This window comes from Rhodobacter capsulatus (assembly GCF_003254295.1).
Classification (GTDB): domain Bacteria; phylum Pseudomonadota; class Alphaproteobacteria; order Rhodobacterales; family Rhodobacteraceae; genus Rhodobacter; species Rhodobacter capsulatus.
Map to the genome: position 1 here is coordinate 138,617 of NZ_QKZO01000001.1, position 20,414 is coordinate 159,030.

General features: G+C 66.0%; 21 protein-coding genes, 1 tRNA gene and 1 pseudogene. 5 read left to right on the top strand and 18 right to left on the bottom strand.

Going from position 1 to position 20,414, the window contains the following annotated elements; translation table 11 throughout:
* Nucleotides 1–135: 135 nt before the first annotated feature.
* Nucleotides 136–1,323: a BaiN/RdsA family NAD(P)/FAD-dependent oxidoreductase gene (locus LY44_RS00670; RefSeq protein ID WP_055212459.1), complete on the bottom strand. Its 1,188-nt coding sequence runs from the start codon at nucleotides 1,321–1,323 to the stop codon at nucleotides 136–138.
* A gap of 99 nt (nucleotides 1,324–1,422) precedes the next feature.
* Here LY44_RS00670 and LY44_RS00675 point away from each other — a divergent pair.
* A tRNA-Gln gene (locus LY44_RS00675) sits at nucleotides 1,423–1,497 on the top strand.
* A 478-nt stretch (nucleotides 1,498–1,975) separates the two neighbouring features.
* Here LY44_RS00675 and LY44_RS18185 read toward each other — a convergent pair.
* The 13 genes and pseudogenes from LY44_RS18185 to LY44_RS00740 all read right to left on the bottom strand — a co-directional run.
* Nucleotides 1,976–2,198, bottom strand: a pseudogene (locus LY44_RS18185) (ATP-binding protein); the annotation flags it as partial.
* 189 nt (nucleotides 2,199–2,387) lie between these two features.
* The gene (locus tag LY44_RS00685) at nucleotides 2,388–2,771 is read right to left on the bottom strand and encodes a DUF6481 family protein (protein WP_055212455.1); all 384 of its coding nucleotides are present in this window, start codon (nucleotides 2,769–2,771) and stop codon (nucleotides 2,388–2,390) included.
* 52 nt (nucleotides 2,772–2,823) lie between these two features.
* Nucleotides 2,824–3,036: a hypothetical protein gene (locus LY44_RS00690; RefSeq protein WP_055212454.1), complete on the bottom strand. Its 213-nt coding sequence runs from the start codon at nucleotides 3,034–3,036 to the stop codon at nucleotides 2,824–2,826.
* A gap of 168 nt (nucleotides 3,037–3,204) precedes the next feature.
* Complete coding sequence (locus LY44_RS00695) at nucleotides 3,205–3,462, bottom strand: DUF982 domain-containing protein (protein ID WP_236692550.1); 258 nt, start codon at nucleotides 3,460–3,462, stop codon at nucleotides 3,205–3,207.
* Nucleotides 3,463–3,612: 150 nt separating this feature from the next.
* Nucleotides 3,613–3,819, bottom strand: coding sequence for a cold-shock protein (locus LY44_RS00700; RefSeq protein WP_055212450.1), 207 nt, complete (start codon nucleotides 3,817–3,819; stop codon nucleotides 3,613–3,615).
* Nucleotides 3,820–4,323: 504 nt separating this feature from the next.
* Complete coding sequence (locus LY44_RS00705) at nucleotides 4,324–5,562, bottom strand: benzoate/H(+) symporter BenE family transporter (protein WP_201778593.1); 1,239 nt, start codon at nucleotides 5,560–5,562, stop codon at nucleotides 4,324–4,326.
* 20 nt (nucleotides 5,563–5,582) lie between these two features.
* On the bottom strand, nucleotides 5,583–6,797 hold the full coding sequence (locus LY44_RS00710) for a threonine synthase (RefSeq protein ID WP_055212448.1): 1,215 nt from the start codon (nucleotides 6,795–6,797) through the stop codon (nucleotides 5,583–5,585).
* Nucleotides 6,798–6,840: 43 nt separating this feature from the next.
* Nucleotides 6,841–7,218: a Rid family detoxifying hydrolase gene (locus LY44_RS00715; RefSeq protein ID WP_211310140.1), complete on the bottom strand. Its 378-nt coding sequence runs from the start codon at nucleotides 7,216–7,218 to the stop codon at nucleotides 6,841–6,843.
* A 1-nt stretch (nucleotide 7,219) separates the two neighbouring features.
* Nucleotides 7,220–8,389 carry an NAD(P)/FAD-dependent oxidoreductase gene (locus LY44_RS00720; protein ID WP_055212443.1) on the bottom strand — a complete coding sequence of 390 codons (1,170 nt, stop codon included), beginning with the start codon at nucleotides 8,387–8,389 and terminating at the stop codon, nucleotides 7,220–7,222.
* A complete protein-coding gene (locus LY44_RS00725) occupies nucleotides 8,383–9,426 on the bottom strand; it encodes a hypothetical protein (protein ID WP_055212441.1) in 1,044 nt (347 codons plus the stop codon). The genes LY44_RS00720 and LY44_RS00725 overlap by 7 nt, the downstream gene beginning before the upstream one ends.
* Before the next feature lie 88 nt (nucleotides 9,427–9,514).
* Nucleotides 9,515–10,513: a 2,3-diaminopropionate biosynthesis protein SbnA gene (sbnA, locus tag LY44_RS00730; RefSeq protein ID WP_081024415.1), complete on the bottom strand. Its 999-nt coding sequence runs from the start codon at nucleotides 10,511–10,513 to the stop codon at nucleotides 9,515–9,517.
* A 100-nt stretch (nucleotides 10,514–10,613) separates the two neighbouring features.
* Nucleotides 10,614–12,020, bottom strand: coding sequence for an aminotransferase-like domain-containing protein (locus LY44_RS00735; protein ID WP_055212439.1), 1,407 nt, complete (start codon nucleotides 12,018–12,020; stop codon nucleotides 10,614–10,616).
* Between the two features lie 592 nt (nucleotides 12,021–12,612).
* Nucleotides 12,613–13,236, bottom strand: coding sequence for a 3'-5' exonuclease (locus tag LY44_RS00740; protein WP_055212509.1), 624 nt, complete (start codon nucleotides 13,234–13,236; stop codon nucleotides 12,613–12,615).
* A gap of 149 nt (nucleotides 13,237–13,385) precedes the next feature.
* On the opposite strand from LY44_RS00740, the gene LY44_RS00745 reads away from it, so the two are divergent.
* Nucleotides 13,386–14,294 (top strand): pirin family protein, encoded by a 909-nt coding sequence (locus LY44_RS00745; protein WP_055212436.1) that lies wholly within the window; start codon nucleotides 13,386–13,388, stop codon nucleotides 14,292–14,294.
* Between the two features lie 55 nt (nucleotides 14,295–14,349).
* Here the strand turns inward: LY44_RS00745 and LY44_RS00750 are convergent, their stop codons facing one another.
* A complete protein-coding gene (locus LY44_RS00750) occupies nucleotides 14,350–14,808 on the bottom strand; it encodes a MarR family winged helix-turn-helix transcriptional regulator (protein ID WP_055212435.1) in 459 nt (152 codons plus the stop codon).
* A 96-nt stretch (nucleotides 14,809–14,904) separates the two neighbouring features.
* On the opposite strand from LY44_RS00750, the gene LY44_RS00755 reads away from it, so the two are divergent.
* Nucleotides 14,905–15,342 (top strand): hypothetical protein, encoded by a 438-nt coding sequence (locus tag LY44_RS00755; protein WP_055212434.1) that lies wholly within the window; start codon nucleotides 14,905–14,907, stop codon nucleotides 15,340–15,342.
* Here the strand turns inward: LY44_RS00755 and LY44_RS18090 are convergent.
* Together LY44_RS18090 and LY44_RS18095 are read right to left on the bottom strand one after the other, a co-directional pair.
* Nucleotides 15,275–15,637, bottom strand: a complete 363-nt coding sequence (locus LY44_RS18090) for a helix-turn-helix transcriptional regulator (RefSeq protein WP_055212433.1) — start codon at nucleotides 15,635–15,637, stop codon at nucleotides 15,275–15,277. The two genes, LY44_RS00755 and LY44_RS18090, sit on opposite strands and share 68 nt — an antisense overlap.
* A gap of 83 nt (nucleotides 15,638–15,720) precedes the next feature.
* Nucleotides 15,721–15,948, bottom strand: coding sequence for a hypothetical protein (locus LY44_RS18095; RefSeq protein WP_055212432.1), 228 nt, complete (start codon nucleotides 15,946–15,948; stop codon nucleotides 15,721–15,723).
* A 107-nt stretch (nucleotides 15,949–16,055) separates the two neighbouring features.
* Between LY44_RS18095 and LY44_RS00765 the strand changes: the two genes are divergently transcribed.
* The gene (locus LY44_RS00765; RefSeq protein ID WP_055212430.1) at nucleotides 16,056–17,006 is read left to right on the top strand and encodes a pirin family protein; all 951 of its coding nucleotides are present in this window, start codon (nucleotides 16,056–16,058) and stop codon (nucleotides 17,004–17,006) included.
* 27 nt (nucleotides 17,007–17,033) lie between these two features.
* Here LY44_RS00765 and LY44_RS00770 read toward each other — a convergent pair whose 3' ends face one another.
* Nucleotides 17,034–19,529: a GcvT family protein gene (locus tag LY44_RS00770; RefSeq protein ID WP_055212428.1), complete on the bottom strand. Its 2,496-nt coding sequence runs from the start codon at nucleotides 19,527–19,529 to the stop codon at nucleotides 17,034–17,036.
* Nucleotides 19,530–19,717: 188 nt separating this feature from the next.
* On the opposite strand from LY44_RS00770, the gene LY44_RS00775 reads away from it, so the two are divergent.
* Nucleotides 19,718–20,272: a helix-turn-helix domain-containing protein gene (locus tag LY44_RS00775; RefSeq protein WP_055212507.1), complete on the top strand. Its 555-nt coding sequence runs from the start codon at nucleotides 19,718–19,720 to the stop codon at nucleotides 20,270–20,272.
* Nucleotides 20,273–20,414: the final 142 nt, after the last annotated feature.

A 20,414-nucleotide genomic window follows, 5' to 3' on the forward strand; every position in this document is an offset into this window, starting at 1 on the left:
TCCGCAAGCGGACTCCCCCCGGGATATTTGCGGCAAGGTGAAAGCAGATCCGGGTTGCCTTTCACCTTGGGCCAAATATCCCGGGGGGTGAATTGGCCAAAGGCCAAGAGGGGGGCAGCGCCCCCCCTGCCCCGCTCACAGAACCTGCGCCGCCGCCCAGGCCGAGGACCAGGCCCACTGGAAGTTGTAACCGCCCAGCCAGCCGGTCACATCGACGACCTCGCCGATGAAATGCAGCCCCGGCACGGCTTTCGCCTCCAGCGTCTTCGCATCAAGCGCCTCGGTCGCGACGCCGCCCACCGTCACCTCGGCGGTGCGATAGCCCTCCGACCCCACGGGGCGGACCTGCCAGGCCTGCACCTGCGCCGCCAGCTGCGCCAGCGCGCGGTTGCCGTGATCGGCCAGCCGCCCCGACAACCCCGATTGCGCCACCGCCAGCGCCGCCAGCTTGTCGGGCAAAAGCCGGCCAAGCGCGGTGTGCAGCGCGATCCGCCCGGTTTCGGCACGGATCGCGGCCAGCTCCCCGGCGATGTCGCGCCCCGGCGCCAGATCGATCACCAGCGCCTCGCCCTCGCGCCAGTAGCTGGAAATCTGCAGGATCGCCGGGCCCGAGAGGCCGCGATGGGTGAACAGCAGGTCTTCCTCCAGGCGGCGCTTGCCCAGGCTCACCCGCGCGGGCAGGCCGATCCCCGCCAAGGGCGCGGTGCGCACCAGATCCTGTTCGGCAAAGGTCAGCGGCACCAGCCCGGGGCGGGTCTCGGTCAGCCGCAGCCCGAAGCTTTCGGCAAGGCGATAGCCCAGCCCGGAGGCGCCCAGCTTCGGGATCGACTTGCCGCCCGTCGCCACCACCACGCGCGGCGCGCAAAGCACGCCCTCGGAGGTGACCACCTCGAATCCCCGCGCCCCCTGCCGCACCGTCTCGATGGCGCAGCCCAGCCGGATCTCGCCGCCCGCGCGCAGATCGGCGAGCAGCAGATCGACCAGCTGCCAGGCCTTGCCGTCGAAGAACAGCTGGCCGCGGTGCTTTTCGCGCCAGGCGATGCCCGCGGCCTCGATGCGGGCGATCATGTCGGCGGGGGTGAAGCGGCTGAGCGCCGACAGCGCGAAGCGGGGGTTTTCCGACAGGAACCGCTCGGGCGCGTTTTGCCGGGTCAGCTCGCGGTTGGTGAAGTTGCACCGCCCGCCGCCCGAGATCCGGATCTTTTCGCCGGGGCGCTGCGCATGATCCAGCACGATCACGCGGCGGCCGCGGCGGGTGGCTTCGGCGGCACAGAAGAGCCCGGCGGCCCCCGCACCAAGGATGATGGCATCAAATTGGGTCATACGAGGGCTTTGCCTGCGGCGGAAAAAAAGCGCAACGGATTTCGTGATTTTTCCTCTTGCGCCCCCCCGCAGCCTTGGCTAAACACCGCCGCACAGCGTTGGGGTATCGCCAAGCGGTAAGGCAGCGGTTTTTGGTACCGCCATTCCTAGGTTCGAATCCTAGTACCCCAGCCATTCCACCGAATAAGTCTTGAAAAACAGAGAACGAGCCCTCGCGGCTTGGACATTCTGGGGACGGGCACCACAAACGGTTGCACACCGGGCACCACAAACACCCGATGCAACCCTGCGGAACCCGACGCGCCGAAGACCTTGCCAGCGACTTTGAAAAGAGGTCGTCATGAGGGGCCGCCCTGTCTTTGCCAGCGTTTAGGAGGCTTTCATTTCGCCGCCGCATCCCGGGGTTTCCCCCAAAATACGACCGGTGATGGTTTCGGCTCGGGACGACAGACAGCTTGGACAGCGTTTAAATGATGTGTGCAGCTCTCTGCGTGCCAATCTGCGTCGACTGGTGCCCCCGATCGGCGTCCGAGAGGGCCGCCCCCGGCGAGCGGGTGGGCAGGCCCGTGGCGGCGCAGCTTTCCAGCTTGCGCAGCCGACGCGGGCCCGCGTTTCCGTGGGCCTTCAGGCTCGGGGGGCGTTCAGGCTCGGGTTTGAGGCGCCGGCTGTCGTTGCCGGTTTCAACGATGTCGCAGTGGCGGGCGAGACGGTCGCGCAAGGCGGTGGTCCTCTTCGCCTTCCCGCATATGGTCGGCCACGCGCCGAATGCCAGGTTGGCGCTGACGAGCACGGAGTTCCGCTCATGGAGCCAGGCGCGACAGAGGGAACGGCACCTGGCCACCGGACGGTGCGGAAGGCAGATATCCGAGTTCTTCGGGGCATGAGGCGGATCAGGCAACGGTCCGGGCGGCCGTTGCGCCGCGGAACGACGTCGAGGCGCATGAGAGGGTCTGCAAGCCGCCCCGCCTTCCGGCACGGGCCGCAAAAGCGGGGGCTTGGGCGGCGATCCTTGGCGCGGCGCAATTGCGACGGGATCCAACCGCGCGCCCCGCCAGTGGTCGGGATCAGGCGACCCGTTGCGCGCCCTTGCGTTTTGCGTAACGAAGGTCCCGGGCAGTCTTGCGCGCGGCTTCATCGGAAAGCACAAGCGCAATGCGTCGCGCTTTTGCCAATTTCTCCGCCTCGAGGGTTGCAACTTCGGCGGCTTGTCGCTGCCTCTCCGCCTCGGCAACCGCGGCAGTTTCGGCCTCTGCGATCTGTTGCGCTTTCAGCTTTTCCGCTGCCCGCGCGGCGTGCCGTGCGTCGCGCAGCCGTGCCACCTCGGCACGTGCCGCGAGCTTCCGGGCCAGATCCGGCGCGGCCGTAGCACTTTTGAATTTCTCCAGCAGGGCCGCTTTGGCACTGACGGCGTCGCTTCTGCGATCAAAGTGTTCCTTGGTTTTCAACATGCGATGTCCTTAATGCGTGGGATGAAGCCGATCCGGATCTGTCCGACTGGATTCAGGCGTTGTTTTTGGTCCGCAGAACTGCAATTGCCGTTCCGGCCTGTTCTCTTTCAAGACGTGCCGTTCTCAGCCGAAGGGTTTTGGCGGCACGTTCGGATGTTTCCGTATCCTGTTCCTGCACCGCGCGCCTGCGCTCCAGAAATTGCGATTGCGTCTTGTTGAAGGCGATTTCCGCAATTTGCCGCGCCTTGCTCATTTGACCAGACATGAAGACCTCCGATGTCGAGAAAGGGTCAATTCGGCCCGGAGGGATTATTTCTCCCACCGGCACCACATTATTCGAGCGCTGAAAAACGAAGCTGTGCCGCGCGGGTTTCTCACGCTTGACCGGGACCAGTTCATGAGCGGCCCCGCCATTCCCCGCTCGACGCAAAGGTTACGCGCATCCGACGGGGTGTTCGACCGCGCGCCGGGCCGTGTAACCGACAAGGTCTTCCGGGATGAAACCGGCCGATCGCGCCGCAGCGGTAAAGGCACGCCGCGCCACCCCCACAGGAACCAGACAGTCCATCGCGGCCTCGACCTGCTTCAGAGCGGTCATACGCGCCTCGTCGGCAATCGGCCATCTTTTCAGCAACCAGTACTTGACTTGTTCGATCGTGCTGAATTTTTGCACGTCCCCCTCTGGAGACATGACAAAGGAAAGGGGTTTCCCCCAGGTAATTTCTATCAACCGCAGGTCTTTCTTGAACGGCAAACGGAAGATGCGGATCGCATCTCCAACGCTTCCGGAAAAGCGGGTCCAGCGCCTGGCCGATCCCGCTTTCTATTGTTTGCCTGAGCCTCAGGCGAGGACGAGATTTGTGGCCGACTCGCGGCCATTGCGATCCCGCTCGAGATCAAACGAGACAGCCTGGCCATCATCGAGGCCGCGGATGCCCGCGCGCTCCAGGGCGGTCACATGAACGAAAACGTCCTTCGTGCCGCTCGCCGGGGCGATAAAGCCAAAACCTTTGGTTGCGTTGAACCATTTCACGGTGCCATTGGCCATCGTGTTCACTCCTTCAGGGGAATGCTGCCCACAATATGCGACAGCTCGGCTTGGTCAGACGAGAGAGCAGACTGAAGCCGATGAAGGAGACAGGGTGCGGTCGAGAAAAACTTCGCTCATGTCTGAGTAGCAGGTTTTGCAGATTTTGCAACGAGTCTCTTGCGGTTTTCAAAACAATCCATTTGCGAGGGGAGCGGTCATGAAGGGTATTATCACGGTCGGGCCCGACCTGGCGAAGAATGTGTTTCAGGCGCATGGGGCCGATGCCGAGGCAATCTGCGAAACGTCCCTGCGTCCGGGGTCAAGCGGGTCCGCGCCAGCGGATTGAACGATCCGGGGATCGTTTGCAGGGCGCAGAACGCGCTTCGTGCCCGTGAAACGTGAGGAGATCCAAGGAGCCGCGCCGCGCCATAACGCTGTCGCTCGGCGCCTCGCGGCTTCGTCCCTGGGGGCGACGCGGGCCGAACACCAGACGCCACCCGCGCGCCCCGGCCCAGTCGCGCGCTAGTCCGCGGCAGATGGCATGTCTTGCGACAGGTCCGCCCGGCGGCCGCGCTTGCGCAGCAGTTCTGACAGGCGGCTTCTGGTGATCACGAGGGCGATCAGACCGGCGACCAGACCCCAGAACCCGGATCCGATCCCCCAGACCACAATCCCCGAAGCCGTCACGAGGAAGGTGATCATCGCCGCCTCGCGGTGCTCTGCATTGGTCAGCGAACCGGTCAGTCCGTTGGTCAATGCCGACAGCAAGGCAAGCCCGGCCGTGGCCGAGATGAACGCGGCGGGCAGAGACTGGATCAGACTGGCGACCGAGGGGCCGAGCAGGCCGAAGACGATGTAGAAAATGCCGCAAAAGACACCGGCGACATAGCGTTTGGCCGGGTCCTTGTGGGCCTCGGGGCCGGTGCAGATGGCCGCCGTCAGGGCCGCAAGCGTGATCCCGTGCGAGCCAAACGGCGCAAGCCCCACCGAGACGGCGCCCGTGGTCTGCAAGATCCCCGTGACGGGCGGCCGGGAATACCCCGCCGCCTCAAGCACGGCCAGCCCGGGGATGTTCTGCGAGGCCATGGCCACAACGAAAAGCGGAATCGCGATCCCGACAATCGCCTCGATCGACACGGCGGGCCAGGTCATGACAGGATGGACGATCGCAAGCTGCACGGTATCGGTGTCCACCTCGCCCCCGATCAGGCTGATCGCCAGACCGGTCAGCAAGGCGCCGATCACCGCATAGGTCGGATAGAACCGCCGCCCCAGCAGAAAGACCGCCGCCATCGGAATGACAAGCTGCGGGGTTTCGCGCATCGACCCGATCAGCTGCAAGCCGAACTGCAGCAAGATCCCCGCCAGCATCGCCGCCGCGATCTGCGGGGGCATCTTCAACACCATCCGCTGAAACCCCGCCGAAAATCCCAAAGCGAGGATGAGCGCGCCGGTGACCAGAAAGGCGAAGATCGCCTCCTGATAGGAATAGATGCCCAGAGCGCCGATCAGCAGAGCCGCCCCCGGTGTCGAGAAGGCCGTGATGATCGGAAGCTTGTAGCGCAGGCTCAGCACCAGCCCGGCAATGCCGCTGCCAAGCGAGATCGACCAGATCCACGTGGCCAGCTGCATATCGCTGAGACCCGCCGTCTTGGCGGCTTGAAACACGATGACCAGGGGCCCGGCATAGGAGACGATCACCGCCACCAGTCCGGCGGTGATCGCACTGAGAGATGTATCTTCCAGGAGTTTCTGAAACACGGGACGCTGACCTTCTGAACTCATTTCGGGATGGATGGCATGGCGATCATGCGGCGCAGGCTGGAGATGTCCTTGAGGCCGTTGCCGGTGCTGAGGATCACGGCCTCGGACCGCCCCCCCAGCAGATCCTGTTCGCGCGCGCGGATCACCCCGGCGCAGGCGGCCCCGGCCGCGGGTTCGACCAGATAGCCACAACGCGCCATGAGGCGCATGGCCTCCAGCACCTGGTCATCGGACACTTCGACATAGGCCCCCGCGGTTTTTGTGACCGCATCAAGCGCCTTGAACCGGTCTTGCGGCACTTCCGCCTGAAGGCTGTCGGCAATGCTGCAAGCGCTGCGCCGTTCGACCTGATCGAGCGGGATCTGCTGCCCCCAGGCGCGATAGAGAAAATTGCTTCCCGCGACCTGAACCCCGAAAATCCGTGGCATCGCGCCAATCCAGCCGAGCGCCAGCAGATCCGAGAAGCCCTTGTGCAGACCACCTATGATCGACCCGTCTCCGACACCGACGAAGACGGCCTCCGGTGCCCGCCAGGCCAATTGCTCGCAGATCTCGTAGGCGGCGGTCTTCTTGCCCTCGGTCATCAGCGGATTGATCGCCGTGCTGCGCAGATACCAGCCGCGTTCCCGGGCCTCGTGCAGGCAGGTGGCGAACGCCATGTCGTAGCTGCCCGCGACCAGGATGACCTCGGCCCCATAGGCCCGAATGGAGAGAAGCTTTTCCGCCGGGGTCGTTTCGGGCACATAGACGACGGCGTGCAGCCCGGCATTTGCCGCCAGACAGGCCAGAGCCGCCGCCGCATTGCCCGTGCTTGCGGTGGCGATGGTCCGAAACCCCGCCTCCCGCGCATGGGCGACGGCCATCGCGCTTGCACGATCCTTGAGCGATCCCGACGGCTGGCGCCCCTCATCCTTGATCAGAACCGCCCCGACCCCGACCTGCCTTGCGAGCGTCGCATTCGGGCTGAGCGGGGTCGCCCCGACGCTGATTTCGGGCAAGATCGCGTCGGGCCCGATCGGCAGAAGCGCCCGATAGCGCCACATGTCCTGACGCGCGCCGAGGTCGAGATCCTCGCGCCGCAGGCCTTGCCAATCATAGACCACGTCCAGCACGGCTCCCTCGGCCGCGCAATCACACAGATAGCGGAACGGCGCGAAGGGATGAAGCTTGTCGCAGCGCACGCAGCGCAACGCCTGCGCCCGTGACGGCAGGTTCCCGGAATGAAGGGTCATGATCTGCTGCCGGGTTCGGACATCTTGAGACCCGCGAGCACCTTCAGCACGTCTCGAGCATCATGATCGCTTCGATCGCGACCGCGCCACCCGCCGGAAGGGCCACCGCGCCGACGGCGGATCGCGCCGGATAGGGTTCGGAGAAAAACTCGGCCATGCACCGGTTCACGATCGGGAAATCGCCGAAATCGGTCAGGAACACGGTGACCTTGACGACGTCATCGAGGCTGCCGCCCGCTTGCCGGGCCACGGCAGCCAGGTTCTTGAGGCACTGGCGGATCTGAACCTCCGGCGTGCAGGCCGCCAAAGACCCTTCCACCGGGTCGATCGGCGCCTGCCCCGACAGAAAGATCATGTTGCCGGCCTTGCGCGCCTGCGTGTAGGTGCCGAGCGGAAGGGGGGCCTCCGGGCTTTCGATCACTTCATGATACATGGCACAACTCCTTGGCCGAATTGGCGCCGCACAGGCGCGTTGGGGAAATTTCTTCGAGACCGATTTCATTTCGGTCCATAAAGGCGGGCAACCGGGCCTGCCGCAGGAGCGCCGCGGCCAGTTCGGCCATCGCCGGGGCGGTCTGGATGCCGTACCCACCCTGCCCGGCGAGCCAGAAGAACCCGTCGCAGCGCGGATCGAAGCCGATCACGGGGTTGCGGTCGGGGGCAAAGCTGCGCAGCCCTGCCCAGCGGGCCTGCACCGAGATCACCTTGCCGCGCAACGCGGTCTCGAAACGGTCCGCGGCGATGGCCACGTCCATCTCGTCCGCGGTCACATCCGACGCCGGTTCCGGCGTTTCGTCGCAAGGCGAGATCAGCAGCCCCTGCTTGCTGGGCTTGAAATAGAAGCTTTCCTCGACGTCGCCGATATAGGGCCATGCCGCCATTTCAAGATCGACACGGGCCAGAATGGCACTGCGCTTCAAGGGCGTGATCCCCAACGGGGTCAACCCGGCCAGACAGGCAATCTCATCCGCCCAGGCCCCGGCGCAATTGACCAGCGTCTTTGCGCGATAAACGCCCTGCGGTGTTTGCACGACCCAGATATCCGCTTCGCGACGCAGCGCCAGCACGGGGCTGCTGCACACGACATGCCCGCCGCCGCGCCGAAAACGACGCAGATAGGACTGATGGAGGGCATGGACATCGATATCCTTGGCATCCGGCTCCAGCGCCCCCGCGACCCAATCCTCCCTGAGAGCGGGAAACTCCCGGCGCAGGTCCTCGGCGGAAAGCCAGCGCACGCTGTCGGTCAGCTGCGCCACCTCGTCATGCAATTTGCGCAGCTTGGCCAGCCCGCTGTCGCGCGCCACGAAAATCGCGCCGCGCGGCGCAATCAGCGGCGGATCGTCGCGCAACGAATTCAGATAGAAGTCCCTGCTGTAATGGGTGAGGAGACGAAAGATCCGGCTGCCATAGGTCTCGAGAAAGATCGCGGCGGATCGCCCGGTCGTGTGATAGGCGAGCTGACTTTCCTGCTCGAGAAGAACCGTGCTTTCCCCGGCTGCGGCCAGTTCCGCCGCGACGGAAACGCCCGCGATTCCCCCCCCGATCACCAGATAGGTGAAATTTTTCGGTGTACCGGCCGTGCTCACCATCTGGAAAACTCCGGCAAAAGCCCGTCGATGCGGCGCAACAGCCCGCGTTCCTGCGCGGCGTTCAGCACGACATGCGCGACGGCCAGATCAAGGATGCCCATGCCGAAGGCCGAGACGACGACGGGGCCTTCCGGGCGTGGCGCACCCGGCGCGATGGCCGCGTAATTCGCGACGTTTTCGACACGGCCCTGCCTCTGCTGCAACAGGTGCAAAGAGGTATTGGCTTTCAATGCGTGGCTGACGTCATCCACCACATTGAAGACCGGCGCCTTCAATCGCTCGGGCACGATGTCGCGCAGCGACATGTGAAGCACAGTCTGATCGGCTTGAAACGGATGGTCATACCACGGCGCCAGCGCCGAGGTCGCGAAGGAGATCAGCCCGCTGTCGCAGCGCCGTGATGTGTCTCCGACATGCGCCGAAAGCCCGCGAGCCGCGCAATGTTGCGTGAACGCCTCGGCGCTGGCGGAAACAGGATCGCAGATCGTGACATGATCGAACCGCCAGCCATCGGCCTGCAAATAGGCCAGAAGATCGCGATTGATGACCCCTGCCCCATAGAGGGTGAACGCGTCCGTTTCACGGCCGGGGACAAGACACCTCGCCGCAAGCGCCGCACTTGCCGCGGTGCGCGCGGAACTGATCAGCGTCCCGTCGAGCACCGCGAGGGGATAGCCGGTCTCGAAGGAGTTCACAACGATCAGCGCCGACGCCCGTTGCCGGTTTCGCGCCACGTTGTCCGGAAAAGAGGCCACCCATTTCAGCCCGGCCAGATCGACGTCGCGACCGATATAAGCGGGCAGCGCATTGATGCGGCTGTTGGATTTCTGCGGGAAGCGCAACGAATAGGTGTCGGGATTGATCGCCTCCTGATGATAGAAGGCGTCATAGGCTTTCGCCACCACCTCGATGATTTGGGTGCGCGCGCTGGCCAGAATCGAGGCGATATCCCTGGCTCGGACATAGCTCGGCTCATCGGCCTCGCGCCAGGATGTGCCGTCTTTCGCTTCGGCACGACGCAGATCTTCGACAATCATGTTTGATCCTGCAGATAAAATGTCCATCGACCCCGGGGAAACGGACCGGGTGTGCGCCCGCTCGGGCGACGATTGCGACCGGGGCGCCTCAGTTCCGGGCGAGAAGCCCGGGGTAGTGCTGGGCAACCCAGGCGTCGCTGTAGATCGTGTCGACATATTTGTCGCCGCGATCAGGACTGATCGTCACCACGAGCGCCCCGGCCGGAAGACGGTGTTGCAGGGTGCGAATACCGGCCAGGACGGACCCGGACGAGCCGCCCAGAAGCACGCCATGGTGGCGCGCGAAGCGTCGGCATTCGAGGATCGTCTGAGCCTCGTCGACCATGATGACCTCGTCGGGCCGGTGCGCCTCGCTGATCGGCGGGCGTCGGCTTGTGCCCAGCCCCGGGATACGCCGTGTCCCGGAGGGGCCCCCGAAGGTCACCGAGCCGACGACATCGACCGCGATGATCCTGGCTGGATGTCCCACCTCGCGGAACCGCGACAGGCATCCCATCAAGGTGCCCGTCGTGCCCGCCCCGACGATCAGGTAATCGACCTCCGGATAGGTCATCAGGATCTCGTTGGCGGTGGTGCGTGCGTGAATATCGGGATTGGCGGGATTGGCGTATTGGTTGGTCCAGACGAGTTCGGGATCCTGCGCCAGCGCCGCCTCGATATGGGCGATCCGGCTCCCCAGATAGCCGCCGTTCGCGTCCTTCTCGGACACGACGACGAGATTGCCGCCAAGCGCTCGGATCAGGGCGAGGCTGTCTTTCGCGGCGTTCGGGTCGACCACGCAGGTGAATTTGTAACCGCGGTTGGCACAGACCATCGCCAAAGCGATGCCCAGATTGCCCGACGAGGATTCAATCACATGTCCGTTGGGGCGCAACCGGCCTGCCGCTTCGCAATTGGCCACCAGCGCCAGCGCCGTCTTGAGCTTGATCGACCCGCCCGGATTTGAGCCCTCGAACTTCACAACGACATTCAGATCCGGCCCGAAATCGATCTCGGCAAATTGCATCGGGCTGATCAGGTTCCACAGGAACCCCGTTTCGCCGGTTTGCCGATCCCGTGACAGCGCGCGCGTCGCAATCTCTAGCATAGCCACCTCGTAGCCTGAAATTTGGCACAGCCTATGCGTGCATCCGCGCCGCCAGAAGGGGCACAGAGGCCGGTTTCGAGGAGACACAGATCCGAGGCGTTCAGCCCCTCGCGGCGATTTCGCCGATCTCGATCAGCACCGCGCGCGTGGCGGCACAGAGCCTGCGCGTCATGCAGAGCCGAAAGCTTGCAGGGGTCTGCGGCGCCCCGAAGATCGTCCCGCGCGAAACCTCGATCCCGCCTGCCTCCAACGCGGCAAAAAACCTGTCGGCATCGACATTGTCCGGCAGCGTGATCCAGTAGACCCCTCCGGCCAGCGGGCGGGAAATCTGCGTTCCGGCGGGGAAATGGGTCGCGATCAGGCCAAGGATCTCCTGCCTTTGGCGGGCGAAGATCTGGCGCACGCCCTTCAGATGGTCTTCAAGCATCTGCGAGCCGATCAGTCGTTCGGCGATCCGCTGTCCGGGCGTGGAGATGCAGCGGTTTTCCGACAACAGCTTGCCCGTCAGATCCGCGTGGAAACGCCCCGGCAGGCACCATCCGACCCGCAGCCCGGGCGCCAGAACCTTGGAGAGCGACCCGAGATAAAGAACACATCCGGTCTCATCGAAGGCCTTCAAGGGAGGGGGGCTGTCCTTTGCCTCGAGAAGCCCGTCGAACACGTCATCCTCGATGATGACGCAGTCCCGCGCCTGCGCCGCCCTCACCAGCCGTCGCCGATCCTCGAGGGGCAAGGTGTAGCCCAACGGGTTGCTCAGCGTCGGATTGAGGAACAGCATCCCGATCCTGCCCGCTTCGATCAGCGCGATCGCGCGCTCGGTATCAAAGCCCCGCACACTGTCGGACTCCAGCTTGTGCACCGACAGGGTCAACCCTTCGACGGCCCTCAGACAGCCGAAATAACAGATCCGGTCATGCGCGATCGCGCCGAACCGCTTCGACAGAAACTGCAGCAGGAGGCGCAGGAATGTGTTGTCCCCCTCGGTGATGAGGACATCCTCCGCCGAGCACGTGACCCCGCGGCGCCTCAAAGCCTGTGCGATCAGTCGCCTCAGGCGGACGCTGCCCGGCGGCAATTCCAGCGTCACGAAATCGTCCCAGGAGTGCCCGATCGCCTGCTTGGCCAAGGTCGCGATCCGCGCCGCGGGGATCAGCTCCGTCTCGAGCACCGCCGACGAAAAGGACCGCGCGCGGTCCTGCCCGCCCAGGATCAGCCGCGCGACCATCGCCTCTTCCGTTTGCCCGGCCTCGAAGCCCTCCAGCCAGGTGTTGCGCATCGACCCGGTGTCGGCCACGAAATGCCCGATGCGATCGCGCGTGTAGATGACCCCCCGGCGCCGCAGCTCGTCGATCGCCTTCTCCACGGTCTTGCGGCTGACCCCTGCATCGCGCATCAACACCCGAACGGAGGGGATCTTGTCGCCGGGACACAGCACCTTTCGGGCAATCTTGTCCTCGATCGCCCGGGCAACCTGCAGATAGATGTATTTTTCGGACAGCTTTCTCATCGCGTCTCAAAAACCTTTGCGCGTCATTGGCAACAACGTCGGGAGAGCCCCTGAAATCGCTCGGCATCCTGATGCTGGATCGTCGGAGTATTGCTCGCCTCCGACACGAATGGAAAGCACGCGCCGCGCGGTGCGCCGATACCCGTCGACGGCGACCGGAAGCTCATGAACCTGCGAGGCCATGGGTGGCGCAGCCCCGGGCCGAGCCGCCCGGGGGTTACCGGAGGGTGATTTGTGCAACGATCAGGCGACCATATCGAGGGCGCTCAGGTTTGCATATATAGAGAAGACAGAGGTTGGTTGCGGAAATCCGAACAGCCGGGATAAGTGGATTTTCCGCGCAACAGCAGCATGATGCAACGAGCGGGGAGAAGATCCCGGGACCCGGCTGAAACCACGATACCGCATGTCGCGGAGGTGGGATCGCCGCCGGGTGGGCGGCGATCCGGGCGCGTTGCCATCCGTGGCGGGGTGTCGCAGCCCCAACAGCTTGACGCAGTGCCTCTTGCTCCTTGCGCGGCTTCGGCGGTGACACTGGCGGTCTCCTGCTCCGGCGGGATCTGGTCGCAGCGCCATCCCGAACAGGCCTTGATCATTGGACAGGCCGGACCGCGGCCCGGCTGTCGTCCGCCTGCCCCTGTCGCGGTGCGGCAACACGGGGCCGGCGCGCGGGGCCGATCAACTCCTCCAGCCGCAGCCCGGTCTGCACCTCGGCGCGCAGAACCACCATCGCGGCGGCCTTCGCATCCTCGCCCGCGTCGTGATGCACAAAGTCGAGGGCCAGCGCCTGTTTGAGATGGGCAAGCCCGTGCCCGCCTTTGCCGGAAAATTCGGGCCAGGCGCGGCGGGCGATCTGCACGCTGTCGGCCCAGTGCCAGACCGGCTCGGGCAGGTCGTGGGCGTTGCAGGCCCGATGGATCGCCCCCCGGTCGAAGGGGCTGTGCTGAATGACGATCTGCGGTTCAAGCAGGGGCGCGATCAGGGCCAGGACCTCGGGGAAGGTCGGCGCCCCGCGCACCTGCGCCGGGCCGATGCCGTGCAGCGCCAGATTGAAGGGCGCAAAGGGCTGGCGCGGGTCGATCAGCGTGCTGAACACCTCGATTGCGCCGTCGTGCCGGACACAAGCCAGCCCGATCTGGCACAGGCTCGCAGCATCGGCATTGGCGGTCTCGACATCGAGCGCGATGAAGCGGAACGGGCCTGCGGGAAGGGACATGCGTTTCTCCTTGATCGGTGCGCCGTGTGGGGGGCTGCCCGACACGCCCGTGATATCTGCGCATCTGCGCACAGGGAATGCCGGATCTTCGCCAGTTCCAATTTCCCGAGTCCGAGCCAGATTAAGCGCATCGACCCAGGGAGCCGCCGATGACCTTCAGACCCGTTCTTGCCACCAGCACCGCAGCGCCCGCCATCGAAGGCGCAGGCGTGCATCTGCAACGCGTTTTCGGCTTTGGCGACCCGGCGCTGACCGATCCCTTCCTGATGATGGACGATTTTCGCAACGACGATCCGCGGCTTTATTCCAAGGGGTTTCCGTGGCATCCGCACCGCGGCATCGAGACGATCACCTATGTGCTCGAGGGTCAGGTGGAACACGCGGATTCGCTGGGCAACCGGGGGCTGCTTGGCGCGGGCGGGGTGCAATGGATGACGGCGGGCTCGGGGCTCGTGCATCAGGAAATGCCCTTCGGCAATGCCGAGGGACAGATGCACGGCTTTCAGCTTTGGGCCAACCTGCCTGCCGCGCTGAAGATGACCGCGCCGCGCTATCAGGACGTTTCGGCGGGCGACATCCCCGTAGAGGGGGATGACGATGGCACCACCGTCAAGGTGATCATCGGCACGTTCTGGGGCAAGACCGGCCCGGTCGACGGGATCGCGGCGAACCCGATGCTGCTTGACGTCTCGGTCCCGCCGGGGCGGCGCAAGGTGCTGCCGGTGGACACGCGGGCGAATGCGCTGGCCTATGTCTTTGCCGGATCGGGAACGTTCCGGGATGCAGCCGATCCGGTCGGTATCAAGGTCGAGAAGGAGTTTCGCGGGCAGGAGTTGACCCTGCGCGACCGCACCGGCAATCGCACCCTCGTGCGCTTCGGCACGGGAGAGGCGATCACGGTGCAGGCAGGCGACGAGGGGATCCGGTTTCTGCTGATGACCGGCCGCCCGATCCAGGAACCCGTCGCCTGGCACGGGCCGATCGTGATGAACACGCAAGAGGAACTGCGTCAGGCCCTGCGCGAATTGAACAACGGCACCTTCATCAAGCACGGCTGAGGGGACGTGACTGCGGCGGCAGACAGGCGTCCGGCCTGGAGGCGAGGCGGCCCGGTCAGACAGCGGCTGTCAACCGCGCCTTCAGCACGGCCAGCAGCCGGTTTGCCGCCGCGATCTCTCCGGGCGAAAGGCCCTCGGCCAGGGCATTCACCTGCGGATCGTAAAGCCCCAGCGCCGAGGCCGCGGCCGCCGCCCCCTTGTCGGTCAGCACGACCAGCTGCGCGCGCTTGTGATGCGGGTTGGGGGCAAAGGTCACCAGCCCCTCCTGCGCCAGATCGTTGACGATGCGCTGCACATTCTGCCGACTGGCGCCCAGATCGCGGGCCAGCCAGGCGACCGGCTGCGGATGCGCCGCCACCACCACCGCGCCCAGCACCTGCCAGCGCGCCGAGGTCAGCCCCAAAGGCGCCACCAGCCGGTCCCCCCAGGCCAGCAGCAGGTTGTTGACCCGGAAAAGCTCCAGCACCAGCGCCGTCAGCGCCTCGCCTGCTTCACTGCGCAGCTCCCTGTGCATTCGTCAACAGTCCCTCATTTTGACAATCTATTGTCATTTATGCAACCTCGTGACGATACCGCGGCCCCGCGGCGCGCGCAACCCAAGGAGAGTACCATGACAAAGACCCTTCACCCGCTTGCCGGTCTCATCGCCCTTGCCACCATCGCCAGTTTCTGGAGCGCGACGGTGCTGGCCGAACTCTTCGGCTCCGCCGCCACCATTGCCACGGTCAAGACCGCCATTCTTTGGGGCTTTCTGCTCCTGATCCCGGCGCTGGCGGCGACCGGGGCCAGCGGTTTGGCGCTGGCGCGCGGCGCCACCGGCGGGGGGATCGGGGTCAAGCGCAAACGGATGCAGACCATCGCCGCCAATGGGCTGTTCCTTCTGGTGCCCTCCGCGCTTTTTCTCGCCATGCGGGCGCGGGCCGGGGCGTTCGGGCTTGATTTCGCGCTGGTGCAGGCGATCGAGTTGATCGCGGGGGCGGTCAATCTGCGGTTGCTGTGGCTGAACCTGCGCGACGGACGCCGGATGACGGCCGCGCGGCGCGGGTAGCCGCGCGCCAGGCCTGCGGGGGCAACCCGGTTTCGGCCTTGAAGGCGCGGGTGAAATGGCTTTGGCTGGAAAACCCGCAGCCCAGCGCGATTTCAATGAGCGGGGTCTCGGTGGCCAAAAGCCGCTTCGCCCGCGCGATCCGCGCCGCCCGGACCCAGCCCTGCAGCGGCACGCCGCGCGCGGCGTGAAACATCCGGTGCAGGTGGAATTCGGAAAGCCCGACCAGATCGGCCAGAGCGCCAAGCCGGATCGGGCCGTCCAGATGCGCGGCGATCCAGTCGTCGATCCGGCGCAACAGATGCGGCGCCAGCCCGCCCTTGAGCCGCAGCGGCCCGGCGCCCAGATCGGCGATCAGATCCGCCCGCGCCGCCTCGGCCGTCAGCAGACGGCCCCCGGCCGACCGTGGCCGAACCTTCCGTCGGTGCGCCGGGTGCCGGTGCCGCCCTCGAGATAAAGGCTGAAGACATGGCCGCTGTGCCCGCCGTAGCGCACCCGGTCATCGCGGTTTTCCCAGATCGCCACCGACCCCGCCGCGCCAAGGCTCAGCGCGGCGGTGGCGCGCGCACTGGCAGAAGTTTCAAGCCTGTCGCGGATGGTGCGGCTCATGCGCCACCCTCCGGTGCGTCCCCGCACAGATCCCGCGCAGGAAACGGCCGGGACGCAGGCGAAATGCGCCCTATATTCCTCTCATCCCCGCGACAGAGGAGGCAAGGATGAGCTGGAACCCGACGCAGGCGCATGACGCCCCCGGCCCCGGGGCCGTTGAGACCCTGATCATCCCGCGCGCCCGCGACATCGGCGGCTTCGAGGTGCGACGCGCCCTGCCCGCCCCCGCGCGGCAGATGGTCGGCCCCTTCATCTTCTTCGATCAGGTCGGCCCGGCCGAATTCCTGACCGGCGGCGGCATCGACATCCGGCCGCATCCGCATATCGGCCTTGCCACGGTCACCTATCTTTACAAGGGCGCGTTCGAGCACCGCGACAGCACCGGCGCGCATCAGATCGTGCATCCGGGCGCGGTGAACTGGATGATCGCGGGGAGTGGCGTGACCCATTCCGAACGCACGAGCCATGAGATGCGCACCCGTCGCGGATCGCTTTTCGGCATCCAGACCTGGGTGGCGCTGCCCGAGGCCGAGGAGGACCGCGCCGCCAGTTTCGAGCATCACAGCAAGACGGCGCTGCCCTTTCTGGAAGCCGAGGGCAAACAGGTGCGGCTGATCCTGGGTCAGGCCTGGGGGGCGCGGGCGCCGGTGAAAACCTTTTCCGAGACCTTTTACGCCGATGTCGTTCTGGCGCCCGGCGCCCGGTTGCCCCTGCCCGACGAGCACGAGGATCGCGGCGTCTATGTCGTCGAAGGCGCGGTCACGGTGGCCGGAGACATGTTCGAGGCCGGGCGGATGATGGTCTTTCGCCCCGGCGACCGGATCAGCCTGAGCGCCGGGCCGCAGGGCGCGCGGCTGATGGCCCTGGGCGGGGCGACGCTGAACGGGCCGCGCTACATCTCGTGGAATTTCGTCGCCTCCTCGCGCGAGAAGATCGAGGCCGCGCAACAGGCCTGGGCGCAGGGCGACTGGGACCACGGCCGGTTCCGGCTTCCGCCCGGCGACAGTGCCGAATTCATCCCGCTGCCCGAGGCATTGCAGCGCAATCCCGCGCCCTGACGGCGGGGGCTTGCGGGGGCGATCGGCTCAGAGGCCTTGCGCCGGACCGGAGACCGCCGGATCGGCCTGCGGGCGGAGGGATTTCGGGTCGTAAAGCGGCGCGAGGCTCGCCTCGGCCGCGAAGATCCGGCCCGCCACATCGATCGTGTAACGCGCCGACAGAAGCTCCGCCGCCGTCTCGTCGGCGCGGCAGGGCACATAGCCCAGCCCGATCGCACCGCCCAGCGCATGGCCGTAATTGCCCGAGGTGAGCTGCCCCACGATCACGCCGTCGCGCAGGATCGGCTCGTTGTGAAACAGCAGCGGCTCGGGGTCGGTCAGGCGGAACTGCACCAGCCGCCGCGTCAGACCGCTGTCGCGCTTGCGCAGCACCGCCTCGCGGCCGATGAAATCGCCCTTTTCCGGCTTCACCGCGAACCCCAGCCCGGCTTCCAGCACGTGATCCTCGTCGGTGATGTCATGGCCGAAGTGCCGATAGCCCTTTTCGATCCGGCAACTGTCCATCGCATGCAGCCCGCACAGCCTCAGCCCGACCTCGGCGCCCGCCTCGATCAGGGTCTCGAACACATGCGCGGCCTGATCGGTCGAGATGTAAAGCTCCCAGCCCAGCTCGCCCACATAGCTGACCCGATGCGCCCGCGCGAGGCCCATGCCGATCTCGATCTCCCGCGCCGTGCCAAAGGGATGCGCGGCGTTGGAAAAATCGTCGGGCGAGACGCGGCGCAAAAGATCGCGCGCGCGGGGCCCCATGATCGGCAGCACGGCTTCGGCGGCGGTGACATCGGTGATCGTGACCCAATCCGCGCCCAGATGCCGCCGCAGCCAGACCAGATCGCGCTGCAGCGTCGCCCCCGGCACGACAAGGAAGAAGGCGGTTTCCGAAAGCCGGGTGACGGTCAGGTCGGCCTCGATGCCGCCGCGGGGGTTCAGCATCTGCGTATAGACGATGCGGCCGACGGGCACGTCGATCTGATTGGCGCAGAGCCGCTGCAGGAAGGCCGCCGCATCGCGCCCCTCGACCCGGATCTTGCCGAAGGAGGTCATGTCGAGAAGCCCCACGCCCGCGCGCAGCGCCATGTGTTCGGCGCGCTGATTTTCGAACCAGTTCTGCCGCTTCCAGCTGTAGCGATAGCCCCGCTCCTGCCCCTCCTGCGCAAACCAGTTCGCGCGTTCCCAGCCCGCCACCTCGCCAAAGACCGCGCCGCGCGCCTTGAGCGCCTCATGCAGCGGCGAGCGGCGGATGCCCCGCGCGCTCGCCATCTGCCGGAACGGGAAATGATCGGCGTAAAGCAGGCCCAGCGTCTCGCTGACCCGGTCGCGCAGATAGCGGCGGTTGCGCTGGAACGGCTGCGCGCGGCGGATGTCGACCTCCCACAGATCGAAGGGCGGCGCGTCGTCATGCATCCATTGCGCCAGCGCCATCCCCGCGCCCCCCGAGGACACGATGCCGATCGAATTGTACCCCGCCGCCACCCAGTAGCCGCGCAGCTCCGCCGCCTCGCCCAGATAATAGCGGTCATCGGGGGTGAAGCTTTCGGGGCCGTTGAAGAAGGTGTGGATGCCCGCCCTGGCCAGCATCGGCATCCGCGCCACCGCCTGTTCGAGGATCGGCTCGAAATGGTCGAAATCCTCGGGCAGCTGGTCGAAGCAGAAGTCTTCGGAAATGCCGTTCATACCCCAGGGCTTGGCCTTCGGCTCAAAGGCGCCAAGCAGGATTTTCCCTGCGTCTTCCTTGTAATAGGCGCATTCGTCGGGCACCCGCAGCACCGGCAATCGCGCCAGATCGGGGAGGGTCTCGGTGACGATGTAGAAATGCTCGCAGGCATGCAGCGGCAGGGTGACGCCGTTTTGCGCCGCCAGATCGCGCCCCCACATGCCGCCGCAATTGACCACGTGATCGGCGGCGATAAGGCCCCGCGCCCCCGCCGCCTGCCATTCCACGCCGGTTACCCGGCCCGCGGCAGAGGTGACCCGCGTCACCTTCACCTGCTCGACAATCCGCGCGCCCGCCATCCGCGCCCCCTTCGCCAGCGCCAGCGCGATATTGCCCGGATCGGCCTGGCCGTCGCCGGGCAGATGCACCCCGGCTACCACGCCGTCGATGTTCAGATGCGGGTAAAGCCGCAGCACTTCGGCCGGGGAAAGTTCGTCGACCGCGACGCCGAAGGCCCGCGCCAGCGCCGCCTGACGAAAGATCTCCTCGCGCCGCTCCGCGCTCAGCGCCACGGTGATCGAGCCGCAGCGCCGGAACCCGGTGGCAAGGCCGGTTTCCGCCTCGAGCCTGCCGTAAAGATCGGCGGAATATTTGGCGAGCCGGGTCATGTTCTGGCTGGCGCGCAATTGCCCGATCAGCCCGGCCGCATGCCATGTGGTGCCCGAGGTGAGCTGCTTGCGCTCCAGAAGCACGATGTCGGTCCAGCCCAGTTTCGCCAGATGATAGGCGACCGAGCAGCCCGAGATGCCGCCGCCGATGATCACGACGCGGGCTTTTGCGGGAAGGTCGGGGGGGGCAAGATCGGGCATGGGGGTATCCGGGGCTGAGGGGCATGGCGGGACCGCCGCCCGCCCCTTCAACTAGCCCTTGCATGAATGAAATTTCAACACGAAATTTCATTTTTGCGTATTTTTGGCGAGAATTTTCATACCGCACCGCCGCATGGCTTGAGGTTTTCAGCCGCTTTCGGCAGGATGCGGCAAAAAAGGGGCCTTTGATGCAGCATCATGTCGGCGACGATATCCGCGCGCTGCGCAAGACGCGGGGGCTGACGCTCAAGCAGCTCGCCGCCGATATCGGGCGCTCGCTCGGCTGGCTCAGCCAGATCGAACGCGGCCAGACCACCCCTTCGGTGCGCGACCTCGGGCTGCTGGCCGAGCGGCTGGGGGTCACGCTCAGCTTCTTCTTCCGCTCCTCGGGCCGCGCGCCGCAAGAACAGGGGCTGGTGCTGCGCGCCGCCGACCGCCCCAGCATCGGCTCGGCCGAAACCGGGCTGACCGAGGAGCTTCTCTCGCCCACGCTCGGCGGTTCATTCGAGATGATCCGCTCGGTCTTCGCGCCGGGGGCCTCAAGCGGCGGCCCGCGCAAGGCCCGCCCGGCCGAGGATGGCGGGGTGCTGCTGTCGGGTCGGCTGACGCTGATCCTCGGCGAAACCGAGGTCGCGCTTTCCCCCGGCGACAGTTTCCAGTTTGCCGGGGCCGATTACGCCTGGCGCAACGCAGGCCCCGAACCGGCCGTGGTGATCTGGGTGGTGTCGCCCCCGATCTACTGATCCGGCGGGCGAAATCACCGCCCCGGGACACAGGGCCCTCCCTCCCTCAGAGGGCCGCGACGGCGCCGCGTCCCCGCAACGCCATTCGCAGCATTTTAAGCTTTTCGCCTTACGCTGCGGAATCGGTGCTGTGATCAAGTTC